The organism is Delftia sp. 11MD (genome assembly GCF_050907895.1).
GTDB classification, from domain to species: domain Bacteria; phylum Pseudomonadota; class Gammaproteobacteria; order Burkholderiales; family Burkholderiaceae_C; genus Comamonas; species Comamonas tsuruhatensis.
This window is the reverse complement of the sequence record NZ_CP194333.1, coordinates 281,891-298,177: the sequence shown is the minus strand read 5'-3', so window position 1 is coordinate 298,177 and position 16,287 is coordinate 281,891. Positions and strand designations below refer to the sequence as shown.

Sequence of the window (16,287 nt, the reverse complement as noted above, 5' to 3'; positions counted from 1 at the left end):
TCCAGGCACTGCGCCATGCCATCTCCCACTCTTGCCCGCACCCATGACTGGTTCCGTGACTGGTTCCGTGACTACGGGCCGCTGATCTCCCGCATCCTCGCTGCGCTGTTCGGCGGCTATGCCGTGGCCGCCCTGGCCAGCGTGGCCGTTGTGGCCCTGCCCGCAGACCGCACGCAGGCGGCGATCTCGGGCACCTTGCTGAGCTTTGCCGTCTACGCGGGCGCGGTGATCTGGGTGTTTGCCGTGCGCAGCGCCACGCGCGCCTGGGCCGGCCTGCTGGTCGCCGCCCTGGTGCTGGCGCCTGCCGCGTGGTGGACCTGGGGCAAGGGGCTGGGCGCATGAACACGAACGCCACGAACACCACGGACACCACGAACACGGCAGGCAAGCCCGCCAAGCCCGCGAAAGCGGCCAAGGCACCCGGCATCCGCCAGACCATGTCCGACCTGCACACCTGGGTCGGCCTGCTGCTGGGCTGGTTCCTCTACGCCATGTTCCTCACGGGCACGGTGAGCTATTTCAGGAACGAGATCACGCAGTGGATGCAGCCCGAGCAACCGCACCAGAGCCAGGCGAGCGAGCCCGCGCTCGTGGCCCAGCGGATCGGCGACGCCATGGCGCATGTGGCGCCGCAAAGCCCGCAATGGCTGATCAACCTGCCCGATGCGCGCAGCACGGTGGCCACGGTGTTCTGGAGCCCGCCGCAGACCGAAAAGGGCGCCAGGCGCCGCTTCGAGAACGGCCGCTTCGACCCGGCCACCGGCACGCGCCTCGAAGGCCCGGTGCGCGAGACGCGCGGCGGCGAGTTCTTCTACCGCTTCCACTTCCAGTTCCACTACATGCCCGTGCTCTGGGGCCGCTATCTGGCGGGGCTGTGCGCCATGTTCATGCTGGTGGCCATCGTCAGCGGGGTGATCACGCACAAGAAGATCTTTGCCGACTTCTTCACCTTCCGCTGGGGCAAGGGCCAGCGCTCCTGGCTGGACGCGCACAACGCGCTGTCCGTGCTGGGCCTGCCCTTCCACCTGATGATCACGTACACCGGCCTGGTGACCCTGGCCCTGATGTACATGCCCTGGGCCAATCTGGCCACGGCCATGACGCCCGAGCAGCGCGTGGTGGCAGGCCAGCAGCTCAGCGCCTTCGTTCCGGCTGGCAAGCCCTCGGGACAGGCCGCGCCCCTGGCACCGCTGGCCGACATGGTGCGCCAGGCCGAGCAGCGCTGGGGCGCGGGCCAGGTGGAGCGCCTGAACGTCAACCTGCCCGGCGATGCCAAGGCCAGCGTGGTCGTGGTGCGCGGCGACAACGGCCGCGTCTCCATCAGCCCGCAGTTCATGACGTTCGACGGCGTCAGCGGCCAGCTGCTGCAGGCCCAGGACAGCGTGGGCGCCGCCGCCGAGACGCGCGGCGTGCTCTATGCGCTGCACATGGGCCGCTTCGGCGACCTGCCCACGCGCTGGCTGTACTTCATCGTCAGCCTTGCGGGCACGGCCATGGTGGGAACAGGACTGGTGCTGTGGAACGTGAAGCGGCGCAGCAAGCTGCCCGACCCGGAAAGGCCGCATTTCGGCTTCCGGCTCGTGGAACGGCTGAACATCGCCACCATCGCCGGCCTGTCCATCGGCATGGCCGGCATGCTCTGGGCCAATCGCCTGCTGCCGGTGGAGATGGCGCAGCGCGCCGAGTGGGAGGTGCACGCCATGTTCATCGCCTGGGGGGCCACCCTGTTCTGGGCGATGGGCCGGCCCGCCAAGCGGGCCTGGATCGAGTTGCTGTGGGCCGGCGCCGCCGTTCTGGCCCTGCTGCCCGTGGTCAACGCGCTGACCACGGATCGCGGCCTCTTGGCCAGCCTGCGCGCGGGCGACTGGGTATTCGCGGGCATGGACCTCATGCTGCTGGCCCTGGCCGCACTGCATGCCCATCTGGCCCTGCGCACCCAGCGCCACCAGCCCAAGGCCAAACCGGTGCGCGCCTCCCGGCCCGCGCCCAAGTCAGCCGCCACAGCAGCAGCCGCCGCAGCGGAGACCAGCGCATGAGCATGGCCCATCTGTTCTGTCAGCTGCTGGCCCTGGGCGCCTTCGCCTGCCTGGCCCTGGCCATGGACCGCCACCAGAGCGACCTGTTCGGCAAGGAACTGCCACCCGCCCGCACACGGCGCCTGCGCGCGGCCGGCTGGGTGCTGCTGGCGCTGTCGCTGTGGGCGGCGCTGCAGGTGGAGCCCTGGTCGCTGGGGCTGGTGGCCTGGTTCGGCCACATCAGCGCAGCCGCCGCCATCGTGCTGCTGTCCATGGTGGCGCGCGAGCGGCTGCGCTGACGCCCCTCCTGGCGCCTTCAGAGAAACATGCCGCCCGAGGCCTCGATGCGCTGACCCTGCACCCAGCCCATGCCGGGCTGCAGCAGGGCGGCCATCACGGGGCCGATGTCGTCGGGTTGGCCCACGCGGCCCAGCGCCGTCTGGCTGGCCAGGGCCGCGCCTACCTGTGCATCGTCGCGCACACGGCCGCCGCCGAAGTCCGTGGCAATCGCCCCCGGCGCCACCGTGTTGACGCGAATGCCGCGCGCCCCCAGCTCGCGCGCCAGGTAGCGCGTCAGCACCTCCACGCCGCCCTTCATGGCCGCATAGGCCGCATAACCGGGCTGGGTGAAGCGCGTGAGCCCGCTGGACAGGTGGATGATGCTGCCGCCGTCGCGCAGCAGGGGCAGCAGGTGCTGGCTCAGGAAGAACGGCGCCTTCAGGTGGATGGCGACCAATTCATCGAACTGCGCCTCGGTGGTAGCCGCGAAGGGTGCATTGATGCCGATGCCGGCGTTGTGCACCAGCGCATCGAGGCGGTCGGCCTGCCAGGTCTCGGCCAGGGCCCGGCGCACGCGGGCCGCAAAGTCCGCAAAGCCCGCGCTGCGCGCCACGTCCAGCTGCAGGGCGGCGGCCCGCCCGCCCAGCGCCTCGATGGCGGCCACGGCGGCCTGGGCCTGGTCGGCACGCTCGCGGTAGGTCAGCACCACGTCCAGGCCCTGGCGCGCCAGGTGCTCGGCCGTATTGCGGCCCAGGCCGCGGCTGCCGCCCGTGACGAGGACGATGCGGCGGGCGGCAGGGGAAGAAGCGGTCGAAGGAGAAGCTGTCATGGCGGACCTCGTTAGGTGGTTTGCAATGACAGCGACTGTATTGAAGGTCTATTTTTGGATAAATTGGCTGTTTCTGATTTATTTGTTCGCACCATGCAAACAATCAAGCTTCTGGAGCAGATGCAGATCTTCAGCCGCGTGGCCGAGATGGCCAGCTTCACGCGTGCGGCCGACAGCATGGGACTGCCCAAGGCCAGCGTCTCCCAGGCCGTGCAGCAACTGGAGGCTCGGCTGGGCACGCGGCTGCTGCACCGGACCACGCGGCGCGTGCAGCTCACCCAGGACGGCCAGGCCTGCTACGAGCGCTGTCAGGACCTGCTGGCCGACGTGGACGAATTCCAGGGCCAGTTCCAGCAGGCCGGCGACGCACCGCTGCAGGGCAAGGTGCGGCTGGACATGACCACGGGCCTGGCGCGCCACGTCGTCATGCCCTTGCTGCCGCAACTGCTGCAAAGCCATCCGGCGCTGGAGCTGGAACTGAGCTGCACCGAGCGCCGCGTGGACCTGGTGCGCGAAGGCTTTGATTGCGTGCTGCGCCTGGGCCCAGTGGACGAGCCCGGGCTGGTCGCCCGCCCGCTGGGCCGGCTGGCGCTGGTCACCTGCGCCAGCCCCGGCTATGCGCAGGCCCAGGGCCTGCCGGCCACGCTGGCCGACCTGGGCGGACACCGGCTGGTGCACTACCAGCGCACGCTGGGCGCGCGGCCGCTGGGCTTCGAGTACGAAGAGGACGGCCAGGCACTCAGCCTGCCCATGGCGGGCGCGCTCACCGTGAACAACGCCGAGGCCTATCTCTCGGCCTGCCAGGCCGGCCTGGGCCTGATCCAGGTTCCGCGCCTGGCCGTGCAGCCGCTGCTGGATGCCGGGGAGCTGATCGAGGTGTTGCCCCGCCATCCGCCCCCGCCCATGCCCTTGCACCTGATCTATGCCCACCGCCGCCAATTGCCACGCCGCGTGCGCGTGCTCATGGACTGGCTGGCACAGGCCATACAGCCCTGGACACTCGACGCTGGCCTGCCCGAAAAGCAATAGGCGATGGCCCGATGGACTCGGCCAGCGTCATTTTGCTTATCACTAATCCGTATCAAGACAAAGGTTCGCGCCTGCCCCTTTTGACGCCATTTACCGGACAATAGCGACCTTGCCCCGGTCACCGGCCGCCACGAAGCAGCGGCAACGCGCACACCGCGCCTGCCCCCTGCGCTTCCCGCCACCGCGTGCCTGCATGGCACTGACCTCTCATTGCAACGTCCCGGCGGGCACTGTCCGCCCCGAATTCACCGTATTGCCAACATGAGTGCTTTTCTTGAAGAACGCGTGCTGTCCGTCCACCACTGGACCGACCGCCTTTTCTCCTTCACCACCACCCGTGACACTGCGCTGCGCTTTTCCAACGGCCATTTCACGATGATCGGCCTGAAGGTCGACGGCAAGAACCTGCTGCGCGCCTACTCCATTGCCAGCCCCAATTACGAGGAGCACCTGGAGTTCCTGTCCATCAAGGTGCCCGACGGCCCGCTGACCTCGCGCCTGCAGAACATCAAGGTGGGCGACACCATCATCGTCGGCAAGAAGCCCACGGGCACGCTGCTGATCGACTACCTGCTGCCCGGCAAGAACCTGTACCTGATCGGCACCGGCACGGGCCTGGCCCCCTGGCTGGCCGTGGCGCGCGACCCCGAGACCTACGAGCGCTACGAGAAGGTGGTCGTGGTGCACGGCGTGCGCCATGCCAACGAGCTGGCCTACCAGGAGCTGTTCGAGAAGGAACTGCCCGAGCACGAGTTCCTCGGCGAGATCGTCAAGGACAAGCTCATCTACTACCCCACGGTGACGCGCGAGCCCTTCCGCAACCAGGGCCGCATCTCCAACCAGATCACGGCCGGAACCTTCCCGCAGAACATCGGCCTGCCCGAGCTCAACCCCGAGACCGACCGCGTCATGCTGTGCGGCAGCCCCGCCATGCTGAACGAACTCAAGGAGCTGCTGGAGCACCGCGGCTTCAAGGAAGGCAACACCACCACGCCCGGCGACTTCGTGGTCGAGCGCGCCTTCGTCGAGAAGTAAAGCCCACGACACCCCGTGGCGGGGCGGCTGCCGATAATCGGCGCATGCCGCCCTCCTCCCTCCCTTCAGCCCCGCCAGGCGACGAAGACCGCAACTTCATCGTCGCACTGGCGCGCGGGCTGGACGTGCTGTCGTGCTTTCGCTCCGGCGAGAAGCTGCTGGGCAACCAGGACATCGCCAGGCGCTGCGGACTGCCCAAGTCCACGGTCTCGCGCCTGACGCACACGCTGACCACGCTGGGTTACCTCATCCATGTGCCCGAAGAGGGCAAATACCGCCTGGGCACGGCCACGCTGGCGCTGGGCAGCGCCATGCTCTCGCGCCTGGACGTGCGCCAGATCGCGCGCCCGCTGATGCGCAAGCTGGCGGCCGCCACCGATGCCGAGGTGGCCCTGGCCACGCGCGACCGGCACAACATGGTCTACATCGAGCACTGCCCCAGCGCGCGCTTCATGCACCGCGACCTGGACATGGGCTCGCGCATTCCCCTGGCCACCACGGCCGTGGGCCGTGCCTGGCTGGCCGCCAGCCCCGCGTCCGAGCGCCAGCGCGCGCTGGACTATCTGCAGTCTCACGCGCCCGAGCAATGGGCCGCCGCACAGGCCCAGCTGCCGCTATGGCCGGAGGCAGGCAACCAGCCCCAGCCCTGGCTGTCGCGCTCGTTCGGCGACTGGCAGCCCGAGGTCAACGCCATCGCCCTGGCCTTCTCGCCGGGGCGCGGCCTGCCGCTGATGGCCGTCAGCCTGGGCGGGCCCTCGCGCTTCGTCACGGCCGACGCACTGCGCCAGGACGGCGTGCCCGCGCTGCAGCGCATGGTGCGGCGGCTGCAGCAGGACATCGACAGGGCCTGAACGCCTGTCCCGCAGGTGCCCGCGTGGTACCGCTCAGCACGGCAAAGTAGCCAAGACGACAGCGTGCACGGTGCCGGCGCCCTAGCATGCAGGTGTTGCTCAACCACCAGAAACCCAAGCCAGGAGACATACAGCATGAGCGTGAAAGCATTGTTCGACCTCACGGGCAAGACCGCCCTGATCACCGGAGGCTCGCGCGGCCTGGGCCTGCAGATGGCCGAGGCGCTGGGCGAGATGGGCGCCCGGCTCGCCATCACGGCGCGCAAGTCCGACGAGCTGGCCGAAGCCAAGGCCCACCTGCAGGGCCTTGGCTACCAGGTCGAGACCTTCACCAACGACCTGCAGAAGTTCGACACCATCCCCGCCCTGGTCGAGGACGTGCTGGCGCGCTGCGGCGACATCGACATCCTCGTCAACAACGCGGGCGCCACCTGGGGCGCCAAGGCCGAGGAATACCCGGACGAGGCCTGGAACAAGGTCATGAACCTCAACGTCTCCGCGCCCTTCTTCCTCACCCGCGAAGTGGCCAGGCGCGTGATGATCCCCAAGGGCCGGGGCAACGTGATCATCACGGCCTCGGTCGCCGCCTTCAAGGGCACGCCGCCCGGCATGAACACCGTGGCCTACAACACCTCCAAGGCGGCCGCCGTGCACCTGGCGCGCACCCTGGCCTCGGAATGGGGCCACTACGGCATCCGCGTCAACTCCATCTGCCCGGGCTTTTTCCCCAGCAAGCTGGCCAACGGCCTCATCGACAAGCTCGGCGACCAGCTCATCGCCCGCGCCCCGCTGCGACGCATCGGCGGCGAGGAGGACCTCAAGGGCGCCGTGGTCTACCTGGCGTCCGATGCATCGCGGCACATGACGGGGCAGGCGTTGGTGCTGGATGGTGGAGCGAGCTTGTTGTAAACAACGCAGCCCTGCAATGAGAAAGGCCCCTGTACCGCGGTGCAGGGGCCTTTCTTACGTGAGCCGCTGCGCAGCGACTCAGCATGTCTTCTTCAAGCCTGCAGAGCAAAGGGCTCGATGGACTCCAGGTCGTCGCCTATGGCCTCGCGCGCGATATCGGCGTCGTACTGGCTTTGCAGATTCATCCAGAACTCCACGGACGTGCCAAAGAAGCGCGCCAGCCGCAGCGCCGTATCCGCCGTGATGGAGCGGCCGTTCTTGACGATGGCCGCGATGCGTGTCTGCGGGACATGGATGGCCTGGGCCAGGCGGTATTGCGTCAGGCCCATGGGCTCCAGGAATTCAGTGGCCAGGATTTCGCCTGGCGTGGGGAGGTTCAAAGGTTTGTTCATGGTCAGCACTCCTGCGCCAGATCCAGGATCAACGCTTTCGCTTCAGTGGTAATCGACGATCTCCAGCTGACTCGGGCCTTCATGGGTCCACACAAAGCACACGCGCCACTGGTCATTGATGCGGATGCTGTGCTGCCCCTTGCGATCTCCGTGCAGCGCCTCCAGCCGGTTTCCGGGCGGGACCCTCAAGTCCTGAAGCACATGAGCGGCATGCAGCATCCGAAGCTTGCGCAGCGCAACCACTTCAATGCTGCTCCACCGACGCACCCGCCTCTGCTGGAACAGTTGCTCGGTGTCGGGGCACTTGAATGACTGGATCGTCATGGAAGCAAATAATAACGTGCCGCGTCAGTAACGTCAAACGCAAGTACCGGACAACTGAGTCCACAAGAAAGCGCCTGGGCCAGATCAAGCTGGCACCAGGCGCTTTCGGTCGAAAAACTGAGCGGCGCTCTACTTGTTCGCCACCGTCATCACCGCCTCGATCTTGCCGTCGCGCACAGCGGCGCCGCGTTCCGTGGTCAACGTGCCGCCGCGCTCATCCACGCCCTTGACGCCGCCGGGGTTCACGTCGGGGCGCAGGGATTTGTAGGCTTCGTCGAGCTTGGCGTGGATGGCCTTGGTGTCCGAGGCCGAGCCGGCCAGCTGCATGGCCTTGACGGTGGCGTGCACGGCCGTGTAGTTCCACTGCGCCTCCGAGCCGGGGATGCGGCCCGGGTAGACCTTGCCGAAGCGTTCGACGAAGGCCTTGTTCTCGGGCTTGGTGTCCTCGGAGACGGGCATGACGCCGATGGCGCCTTCCAGCGGCGCATAGCCGCCGACCACGCGGGCCATTTCGTCGAGCTTGGCCTGGTCCATGACCACGAAGCCGCCCTTGAAACCCAGCTCGCGCGCCTGCTTGACGACCAGGGCCGTGGGCTCGGAGGCTCCGCCCACGAAGAGCACGTCGGGCTTCTCGGCCAGGGCCTTGCTCACGCCGCTGTAGAAATCGGTGGCGCGGTTGTAGCTCATGGCGTTCTCGGCCACCACGGTGCCGCCCAGCTTTTCCCAGCCGGGCTTGAAGGCGGCGACCCAGGCCTTGGCGTAGTCGTGGTCGGCGCCCACCAGGGCCACCTTCTTGCCGAAGCGGCCCATCACGTACTTGGAGAACGGGTCGATATACGAGGTGAACTCGGGCGGGATGCGCAGGGTCAGCTTGTTGCCCCGGTTGGTGATCTGCGGCACCGAGCTGTAGGCCAGCACGATGAAGTTGCTGCGCTCGTTGGTGGTCTGCAGCGCGAAGATGCCGCCCGAATGCGGCACCAGGATGGCCGCCGTCTTGTGCTGCTGCACCAGGCGCTGGGCGTTGATCGCGGTCTCGGACGGGTTGTACTTGTCGTCCAGCGGAACGATCTCGATCTTGACCTTCTTGCCACCGATCTCGGGCGCTGCGGCATTGATCTCGGAGACGGCCATCTGCATGCCGTCGAGCACGTTCTTGCCGTACTGGGCAGCGCCGCCCGACAGCGGGCCGGAGTAGCCGATCTTGACCACCTCCTGCGCCAGCGCGGGGCCGGCGGCGGCCACGGCGGCGCAGGCCAGGGCCAGCGTGCCCACCCTGCGGCGGGTCAATGGTGCGAATGCTGTCATGTCTGTCTCCTTGGATCGTTGGTGGTGGTGGCTTGGGTAGAGGCAAGAGGCGGCGTCATGCGCCGATGTAGGCCTTGCGGATGGAGTCGTCGGCCAGCAATTCGGCGGGCCTGCCCTCGCGCACGATGCGGCCGCTTTCCATCACATAGGCGCGGTGCGCGATCTTCAGCGCCGCATAGGCGTTCTGCTCGGCCAGCAGCACGGTGGTGCCGGCCGCGTTGATGCGCTGTATGGCCTCGAACATCTGCTTGATGACCAGGGGCGCCAGGCCCAGCGAGGGCTCGTCCAGCAGCAGGGCCTGGGGCCGGCCCATCATGGCGCGGCCGATGGCCACCATCTGCTGCTGGCCGCCCGACAGCGAGCCGGCCGGGTCGTGCTGCTTCTCGCGCAGGATGGGAAACAGCTCCATCACCTCCTGCAGCGTCTTCTGGCTGGGACCGGGGTCGCGGCGGTGCACGTAGGCGCCCAGCTGCAGGTTGCGCAGCACCGACATCTGGGGGAACAGCTTGCGCCCTTCGGGGCACTGCACCACGCCGGACTGCACGATGGCCGAGGGCTTGCTGCCAGCCAGCTCCTTGCCATTCCAGACGATGGAGCCACCCGCGGCCTTGTGGATACCGCTGGCCGTGAGGAACAGCGAACTCTTGCCCGCGCCGTTGGCGCCCAGCAGCACCACCAGCTCGCCCCGGTCGGCATGCAGGCTCACGCCGTCCAGCGCCAGGAAGCTGCCGTAGCGCAGCGACACGTTCTCAAACTTCAGCATGCTCGCTCCCCAGGTAGGCATCGATGACGGCGGGGTTGCGGCGTATCTCCTCGGGCGTGCCCTCGGCGATCTTCTCGCCGTAGCTGAGCACCAGGATCTTGTCGGCCAGGCTCATGATCATGCCCATCTTGTGCTCGATCAGCGCCACCGTGATGCCGTGGCGCACCAGCTTGCGGATCAGCTCGGCCAGGCCCTCGGTCTCCTCGGGGTTGACGCCGCCGGCGGGCTCGTCGAGCAGCATCAGCTTGGGGTCGGTGGCCAGGGCCAGCGCGAAGGCCACGCGCTTGCGCTCCTCCTGCGTGATGTCGCCCGCGATGCGGCCGGCCACATGCGACAGGCCCACGAAGTCCAGCGCGTCGCGTGCCTTTTCGCGGCACACGCGCTCTTCCTCGCGCAGGCGGCTGGAGCCGCGCAGCACATCCCATAGCCCTGAGCGCGTGCGCAGCCGGTGGCCCACGATGAGGTTGTCCAGCACCGTGGCGCGGTCGAACAGCGCCGTGGTCTGGAAGGTGCGCGCCACGCCCAGTTTCGCCACCTGGTCGGTGCGCAGCGAGGTCACGTCCTGGCCATTGAAGGTGATGGTGCCCGAGGTGGGCTTGTGCACGCAGCTGATCAGGTTGAAGAACGTGGTCTTGCCGGCGCCGTTAGGGCCGATGATGGCGTTGATGCGGCCTTCCTCGATCACGGTGCTGACATCGCTCACGGCGGCCAGTCCGCCGAACCGCTTGGTCAGGTGGTCAATCTTGAGCATGCGGCTTGCCCTCCTTGGCATTGCGGCGCGCGCGCCAGGCGGTGACGCTGCCCACCACGCCGTAGGGCATGAAGATCACCAGCATCACGAGAATGGGGCCGAAGACGATGAAGCGGTACTCCTGCAGGAACTGCAGGTACTGCGTGATCCAGGGCATGCCGATGGCGCCCAGCAGCGGCCCCAGCACCGTGCCCATGCCGCCGACCATGGCGAAGATCATCATGTCGAAGGTGTGGTGCACGCCCGCCATGTCCGGCCCGATGAAGCGCACGAAGCCGGCGTACAGGCCGCCCGCCACGCCCGCGTAGACCACGCTCAGCATGAAGGCCAGCACCTTGTTGCGCATGAGGTTGATGCCGAGCGCCTCGGCCAGCTCGTCGCTGTTGCGGATGGCCACGAAGGTGCGGCCCAGCAGCGACCGGACGATGCGCCGCATCACCCAGACCGAGACCACGAGGAAGGCCAGCACCAGGTAGTACAGCGCCAGCGGCGACTCGAAGCTCAGCGCGCCCAGGGCCTCGGGCGCGGGGATGCCCATGATGCCCACCGTGCCGTGGGTCAGGCCCTCCCACTTCTCGATGACGAGGAACATGATGTAGCCCACGCACAGCGTGAAGATGGAGAAGTAGTGGCCCTTGAGCCGCAGCGAGACGATGCCGATCAGGTAGCCCAGCACCGCGCACACCACGCCCGACATCACCAGCCCGCCCCAGAACGGCCAGCCATGGTCCACCGTGAGGATGCCCACGGTATAGGCGCCCGCGGCCATGAAGCCCGCATGCGCCAGATTGAGCTGGCCCGTGTAGCCCGTGATCAGGTTCAGGCCCAGCGTGGCGATGGCGAAGATGTAGGCCGTGCTCATCACCGTGAGGTGGTAGTCGTTGCCCGCCAGCCAGGGAAAGGCGATGCCGGCGGCCAGCAGCAGGCCCCAGGCAACGCGGGAGTCGATGAATCCGTTCATTCAATGACTCCTCTTGGCGAACAGGCCCTGAGGGCGCAGCGACAGGATCACCACCAGCAGCACGAAGGCGATGATGTCCTTGTAGTCGGTGGAGATGTAGTAGGCGCCGAAGCTCTCGGCAAAGCCGATGATCAGCCCGCCCAGCACGGCGCCCGGGATGCTGCCCATGCCGCCCAGGATGATGATCACGAAGGCCTTAGTGATGACCAGGTGGCCCATGGCCGGATAGACCAGGTTGATGGGCGCATACAGCGTGGCCGCCACGGCCGCGAGCACGCCTGAGATGGCAAAGGTCAGCATGGACACGCGGTTGGCATCGATGCCCACCATCGATGCGCCCTCGCGGTTCTGGGCCATGGCGATGATGGTCGAGCCCGTGGTGGTGCGCGTCAGGAACAGGTGCAGCGCCACCATCAGCGCAAAGGCCGCGACGATGATCAGCAGGCGCTGCGCAGGCGCCGTGATTCCGCCCATCTCGACGATGGAGGTGTAGGGCGTGGGCATGCGCTGGAAGTCCGCGCCCCACAGCGCCTGGGCTCCGGCCTCCAGGAACAGCAGCAGCCCGATGGAGGCGATCTTGGGATGCAGGGGCGAGGCCTTGCGCAGCGGATGGAAGATCAGCCGCTCGCTGACGATGCCCAGCACCGCCACCGCCACCGCCGCCACCAGCATGGCCGCCCAGTAGCCCCAGCTCCAGGCCACCATGGCCTGGAAGGCCACGAAGGCGCCGATCATGTAGAAGCCCCCGTGCGCGAAGTTGGGCACGTGCAGGATGCCGTAGACCAGGGTCAGGCCCAGGGCCACGAGGCCATAGATGCCGCCCAGGGTCAGTCCGTTGAGCACTTGCTGCAGGAAGACGTCCATCACCGCCTCCCGCCTGCCGCCGCCGGTGGCCGCCACCGGACCAGGGTCTGTTCTCGCATTGCCTTGCCTCCTTGTTTGCTGTGAACCAGCTTAGGAGGCGGTGCCGTGCACCATCAACCCGAAGATTCCGCACAGCGGAATTCACCTGGGAAACCCCGAGGCGCAAACCGCTGCGGCAGTAACCTAGATGACAGGCGCAGGCCGGCAGGAGCGGGGAACGCTAGATGGACAGCGCCGGCAGGTTCTCGGGCAGGCCCTGCATGGAGCGCTGCGTGTGCTCGGCCACGAAGTCCAGGAAGCTGCGCACGCGCGCCGGCATGAACTTGCGCGTGGGCAGGGTGGCGTAGAGCGTGAATCGGCCCGTGGTCCATTCGGGCAGCACATGGCGCAGCCGGCCCGAGCGCAGGTGGCGCGCGATCAGGTCCAGCGGCTGGGTGCTGATGCCCGCGCCGTCCAGCGTGGCGCGCAGCAGCGTGCCCGTGTGGTTGGCCACCAGCACGGGGCGCACGGCCACCTCGACCTCGCCCGCGTTGCCGTCGAGCCGGCGCATGCGCAGCATGTCGGAGCGGCCCTGGATGCGCCGGCGCAGCAGGCACTGGTGGCCGGCCAGGTCCTCGGGCACGACAGGCACGCCATGGGCGTCCAGGTACTCGGGCGCGGCGCAGGCCAGGCCGCAGGTGGTGACGATGGGCCGGGCCACCACGTTGCCGTCGTAGCCCTCCTCGGCATTGACGAAGGTGATGTCGTATTCGCCCACGGCCGCCTCGCTGGCCGACTCCACGAAGACCTCGATGCAGATGCGCGGGTGCAGGCGGTGGAAGTCCGCCACCAGCGGCGCCAGCACATGCTCAGCGAACACGGGCGGCGTGAGCACGCGCACGGCGCCAGACAGCTCCAGCGTGTGCGCCTGGGCCAGGCTGAAGGCGTCCTCCACATCGGCCAGGATGCCGCGCACGCGCTCCAGGTAGGCCTCGCCAGCCTCGGTCAGCGACACGCTTCGCGTGGTGCGCTGCAGCAGCCGCGTGCCCAGGTGCTGCTCCAGGTCGGCCACCAGGCGCGTGACCGTGGGCACGGACATGTCCAGGCGCCGCGCCGCCGCCGAAAACCCGGCCTCGTCGGCCACGGTCTGGAATACCCGCATGGTCTGCAATCGGTCCATCTTGTCCTTGGCCCCCGGCCTTGGTGCCAGGGGACTTTGCTGCATTGTTCCATTGCCCAAACGCCTGCGCCGCGGCTTTGCGGGCCGCGGCGCAGGCGTTCATCTTCGTCGAAATGCGGGAACTCAGCCCGTGCCGCCCGGAGTGTCCCCGGCGCTGGCCGCCTCGGCGGGCGGCGCCCAGCGGATGGGGTGGGTGAAGCGCACGCCGGCATCGCTGAAGGCCTTGGCCGTGGCGGCCGACAGCAGCAGGATGGCCGAGGAAAAGTAGATCCACATCAGCAGCACCACCAGCGAGCCCGCCGCGCCATAGGCCGAGACCACGGCCGCCGTGGCCAGGTACCAGGCCAGGGCCTGCTTGCCCAGCGTGAACAGCAGGGCGCCGATGATGGCACCGAAGATCAGATAGCGCAGCCGGGGCTTGGGGCCGCCGCCTATGCGCATCAGCCCCACAAAGAGCAGCACGGTGATGCCGAAGGACACGCACTCGTTGATCAGGCTGACCAGCGGCCCCAGCGGCTGCATCTGCAGCTTGGTGCCGGCCCAGTTGGTGATCAGCTGGATGGCCGTGGACAGGGCCATGGACACCAGCAGCAAGAAGCCCAGCGCCAGCACATAGGTCAGGCCGCGCAGCCGCAGCGCGGCCATGCGCCACCACACGGCCTTGGGCGGCGGCGGCTCGCCGTTCGAGGTCCAGAGCCTTTCCAGCGCGGACTGCAGCTCCACGAAGACACCGGTGGCGCCCGACATCAGCAGGATGAAGCCGAACAGCGAAGCCAGCCGCCCCTCGTCGGGCCGCTGGGCGCTTTCCAGCGCGCCGCGCACCACCTGGGCGCCGCGCTCGCCGATCACGTCCTGCACCTGGTCGATGAGCTGGTGCTCCACATAGCTGCGGTCCACCCACCAGCCCAGCACGCCGACCAGCAGCAGCAGCAGCGGCGCCAGGCTCAGGATGCCGTAGAAGGACATGGCGGCGCTCATGCGCAGGCCATCGGCGTCCAGCCACAGCTGCACGGCGTTCCACATGGCGCGCAGCGGGTTCAGTTCCAGCAGCCGGTCCAGGCGTGCGGACCAGGACGAGGCGGGGGGAGTTTCCGGGGTATCTGAGGGCATGGCCCCCATTGTGCGCAGCGGCGCACCGGCGCCCTGTCAGCCTGTGCCGACAGGGGCCTGTGCGCGCGGCTCAGGTCACGGGCGCTGGATTGAACAGCACCAGGGCGTTGTGCAGCTTCCACTGCTCGGCCCAGGTCTTCCTGCGACCGCTGGCCACGTCCAGCATCAGGCGGAACATCTCCCAGCCCACGTCCTCGATGCTGGCCTGGCCCTCGGCGATGCGGCCCGCGTTCACGTCCATCAGGTCATGCCAGCGCCGTGCCAGGTCGCTGCGCGTGGCCACCTTGATCACGGGCACCTGGGCCAGGCCGTAGGGCGTGCCCCGGCCCGTGGTGAACACATGCAGGTTCATGCCAGCGGCCAGCTGCAGCGTGCCGCAGATGAAGTCGCTGGCCGGCGTGGCTGCATAGACCAGGCCGCTTTGGATGCCCCGGTCGGCCAGACGCTGGCCCGGCGACAGCACGCCGGTGATGGGCGCCGTGCCGCTCTTGATGATGGAGCCCATGGCCTTCTCGACGATGTTGGACAGGCCGCCCTTCTTGTTGCCCGGCGTGGTGTTGGCGCTGCGGTCCACGCGGCCCTTGTCCAGGTAGGCGTCGTACCAGGCCATCTCCTCGATCATGGCCTGGGCCACCTCGGGGCTGGAGGCGCGCGAGGTGAGCTGGTCGATGCCGTCGCGCACCTCGGTCACCTCGCTGAACATCACGGTGGCGCCTGCGCGTACCAGCAAATCGGTGCAAAAGCCCACGGCCGGATTGGCCGTGACGCCGCTGAACGCATCGCTGCCGCCGCACTGCACGCCCACCACCAGGGCGCTGGCCGGCACGGTCTCGCGCCGGCGCGCGTTCAGCCGCTCCAGATGCACCCTGGCGCGGCCCATGATGGAGTCCACCATGGACATGAAGCCCACATGCGCCTCGTCCTGCAGGCAGACCACGTCCAGCGCGGGCTCGCGCTCATCGACGATGGGAAACGACCCGGGCGGCAGCAGCCGTTCGGGCTGCAGCTTCTCGCAGCCCAGGCTCACCACCATCACCTCGCCGCCAAAATTCGGGTTGTGGCTGATGTTGCGCAGCGTGCGCTGCGGAATCTCGGCGCCCACGGCATCGATGGCCACGCCGCAGCCATAGCTGTGCTCCAGGCCCACCACATCGTCCACATTCGGATAGCGCGGCAACAGCTCGGCCTTGATGCGGCCCACCGCGAAATCCAGCACCCCGGCCACGCACTGCACCGTGGTGGTGATGGCCAGGATATTGCGCGTGCCCACCGTGCCATCGGCATTGCGGTAGCCCTCGAAGGTGTAGCCCGTCAGCGGCGGCAGCGCGGGCGGCTGCACCGTGGCGATCGGCAACCCCTCAAGAGACAGCGCCCCCGGCATGCGCAGCAGCCGCTCATGCACCCAGCTGCCCGCGGCAATGGCCTGCAGCGCATAGCCGATCACCACGTTGTAGCGGCGCACCTCGCCGCCCTCTGCAATGTCCACCAGCGCCACCTTGTGCGCCTGCGGCACCTTGTCGACCAGCACCAGCCCCCCGGGCATCACCGTGCCTGCAGGCAACCCCCCGTCATTGGCCACGATGGCCACGTTGTCGGCCGGATGCATGCGGATGGAAAGAGGAAGTGGGGTACTCATGGCAATGTCTCAATTTTCTAAAGGGCTGGCACTACAGCAGTAAAGCAGCTGGCACAGCCCTCGCAACCGGCGCGG

At 68.1% G+C, this 16,287-nt stretch carries 18 protein-coding genes; 7 read left to right on the top strand and 11 right to left on the bottom strand.

The window, feature by feature from the left end; all coding sequences use genetic code 11:
* Positions 1 to 15 precede the first annotated feature (15 nt).
* Genes ACRSCF_RS01325 through ACRSCF_RS01315 form a run of 3 tightly spaced genes read left to right on the top strand, consistent with a single transcriptional unit; the run spans position 16 to position 2,314 of the window.
* Entirely contained in the window at positions 16 to 342 is a 327-nt protein-coding gene (locus ACRSCF_RS01325; protein ID WP_016452138.1) for a DUF3649 domain-containing protein, read from the top strand.
* A complete protein-coding gene (locus tag ACRSCF_RS01320) occupies positions 339 to 2,036 on the top strand; it encodes a PepSY-associated TM helix domain-containing protein (RefSeq protein WP_244387732.1) in 1,698 nt (565 codons plus the stop codon). The genes ACRSCF_RS01325 and ACRSCF_RS01320 overlap by 4 nt, the downstream gene beginning before the upstream one ends.
* Positions 2,033 to 2,314: a DUF3325 domain-containing protein gene (locus ACRSCF_RS01315; protein WP_016452140.1), complete on the top strand. Its 282-nt coding sequence runs from the start codon at positions 2,033 to 2,035 to the stop codon at positions 2,312 to 2,314. The genes ACRSCF_RS01320 and ACRSCF_RS01315 overlap by 4 nt, the downstream gene beginning before the upstream one ends.
* 17 nt (positions 2,315 to 2,331) lie before the next feature.
* Here the strand turns inward: ACRSCF_RS01315 and ACRSCF_RS01310 are convergent, their stop codons facing one another.
* Positions 2,332 to 3,123 carry an SDR family NAD(P)-dependent oxidoreductase gene (locus ACRSCF_RS01310; RefSeq protein WP_244387731.1) on the bottom strand — a complete coding sequence of 264 codons (792 nt, stop codon included), beginning with the start codon at positions 3,121 to 3,123 and terminating at the stop codon, positions 2,332 to 2,334.
* Between the two features lie 93 nt (positions 3,124 to 3,216).
* Between ACRSCF_RS01310 and ACRSCF_RS01305 the strand changes: the two genes are divergently transcribed.
* The 4 genes from ACRSCF_RS01305 (at position 3,217) to ACRSCF_RS01290 (ending at position 6,947) form a co-directional block, all read left to right on the top strand.
* Positions 3,217 to 4,152 carry a LysR family transcriptional regulator gene (locus tag ACRSCF_RS01305; protein ID WP_244387730.1) on the top strand — a complete coding sequence of 312 codons (936 nt, stop codon included), beginning with the start codon at positions 3,217 to 3,219 and terminating at the stop codon, positions 4,150 to 4,152.
* A gap of 261 nt (positions 4,153 to 4,413) precedes the next feature.
* Entirely contained in the window at positions 4,414 to 5,187 is a 774-nt protein-coding gene (locus ACRSCF_RS01300) for a ferredoxin--NADP reductase (protein ID WP_016448667.1), read from the top strand.
* Positions 5,188 to 5,231: 44 nt separating this feature from the next.
* Positions 5,232 to 6,038 (top strand): IclR family transcriptional regulator, encoded by an 807-nt coding sequence (locus ACRSCF_RS01295; RefSeq protein WP_016448668.1) that lies wholly within the window; start codon positions 5,232 to 5,234, stop codon positions 6,036 to 6,038.
* A gap of 135 nt (positions 6,039 to 6,173) precedes the next feature.
* On the top strand, positions 6,174 to 6,947 hold the full coding sequence (locus tag ACRSCF_RS01290) for an SDR family oxidoreductase (protein ID WP_016448669.1): 774 nt from the start codon (positions 6,174 to 6,176) through the stop codon (positions 6,945 to 6,947).
* A gap of 92 nt (positions 6,948 to 7,039) precedes the next feature.
* On the opposite strand, the gene ACRSCF_RS01285 is transcribed toward ACRSCF_RS01290, so the two are convergent.
* The 10 genes from ACRSCF_RS01285 to garD form a co-directional block, all read right to left on the bottom strand.
* Entirely contained in the window at positions 7,040 to 7,339 is a 300-nt protein-coding gene (locus tag ACRSCF_RS01285) for a HigA family addiction module antitoxin (RefSeq protein ID WP_013800141.1), read from the bottom strand.
* A gap of 42 nt (positions 7,340 to 7,381) precedes the next feature.
* On the bottom strand, positions 7,382 to 7,663 hold the full coding sequence (locus tag ACRSCF_RS01280) for a type II toxin-antitoxin system RelE/ParE family toxin (RefSeq protein WP_016452144.1): 282 nt from the start codon (positions 7,661 to 7,663) through the stop codon (positions 7,382 to 7,384).
* A 129-nt stretch (positions 7,664 to 7,792) separates the two neighbouring features.
* Entirely contained in the window at positions 7,793 to 8,968 is a 1,176-nt protein-coding gene (locus ACRSCF_RS01275; RefSeq protein ID WP_013800139.1) for an ABC transporter substrate-binding protein, read from the bottom strand.
* 55 nt (positions 8,969 to 9,023) lie between these two features.
* A complete protein-coding gene (locus ACRSCF_RS01270; RefSeq protein WP_013800138.1) occupies positions 9,024 to 9,731 on the bottom strand; it encodes an ABC transporter ATP-binding protein in 708 nt (235 codons plus the stop codon).
* Positions 9,718 to 10,482: an ABC transporter ATP-binding protein gene (locus ACRSCF_RS01265; RefSeq protein ID WP_016452146.1), complete on the bottom strand. Its 765-nt coding sequence runs from the start codon at positions 10,480 to 10,482 to the stop codon at positions 9,718 to 9,720. The genes ACRSCF_RS01270 and ACRSCF_RS01265 overlap by 14 nt, the downstream gene beginning before the upstream one ends.
* Positions 10,469 to 11,443 carry a branched-chain amino acid ABC transporter permease gene (locus tag ACRSCF_RS01260; RefSeq protein ID WP_034366560.1) on the bottom strand — a complete coding sequence of 325 codons (975 nt, stop codon included), beginning with the start codon at positions 11,441 to 11,443 and terminating at the stop codon, positions 10,469 to 10,471. The genes ACRSCF_RS01265 and ACRSCF_RS01260 overlap by 14 nt, the downstream gene beginning before the upstream one ends.
* Positions 11,444 to 12,307 (bottom strand): branched-chain amino acid ABC transporter permease, encoded by an 864-nt coding sequence (locus ACRSCF_RS01255; protein ID WP_016448674.1) that lies wholly within the window; start codon positions 12,305 to 12,307, stop codon positions 11,444 to 11,446. It lies immediately after the preceding gene.
* 220 nt (positions 12,308 to 12,527) lie between these two features.
* The gene (locus ACRSCF_RS01250; RefSeq protein ID WP_016448675.1) at positions 12,528 to 13,466 is read right to left on the bottom strand and encodes a LysR family transcriptional regulator; all 939 of its coding nucleotides are present in this window, start codon (positions 13,464 to 13,466) and stop codon (positions 12,528 to 12,530) included.
* Positions 13,467 to 13,589: 123 nt separating this feature from the next.
* Positions 13,590 to 14,576, bottom strand: a complete 987-nt coding sequence (locus ACRSCF_RS01245; protein ID WP_034366599.1) for a YihY/virulence factor BrkB family protein — start codon at positions 14,574 to 14,576, stop codon at positions 13,590 to 13,592.
* Positions 14,577 to 14,646: 70 nt separating this feature from the next.
* The gene (garD, locus tag ACRSCF_RS01240) at positions 14,647 to 16,212 is read right to left on the bottom strand and encodes a galactarate dehydratase (protein WP_034366557.1); all 1,566 of its coding nucleotides are present in this window, start codon (positions 16,210 to 16,212) and stop codon (positions 14,647 to 14,649) included.
* Between the last annotated feature and the right edge of the window lie 75 nt (positions 16,213 to 16,287).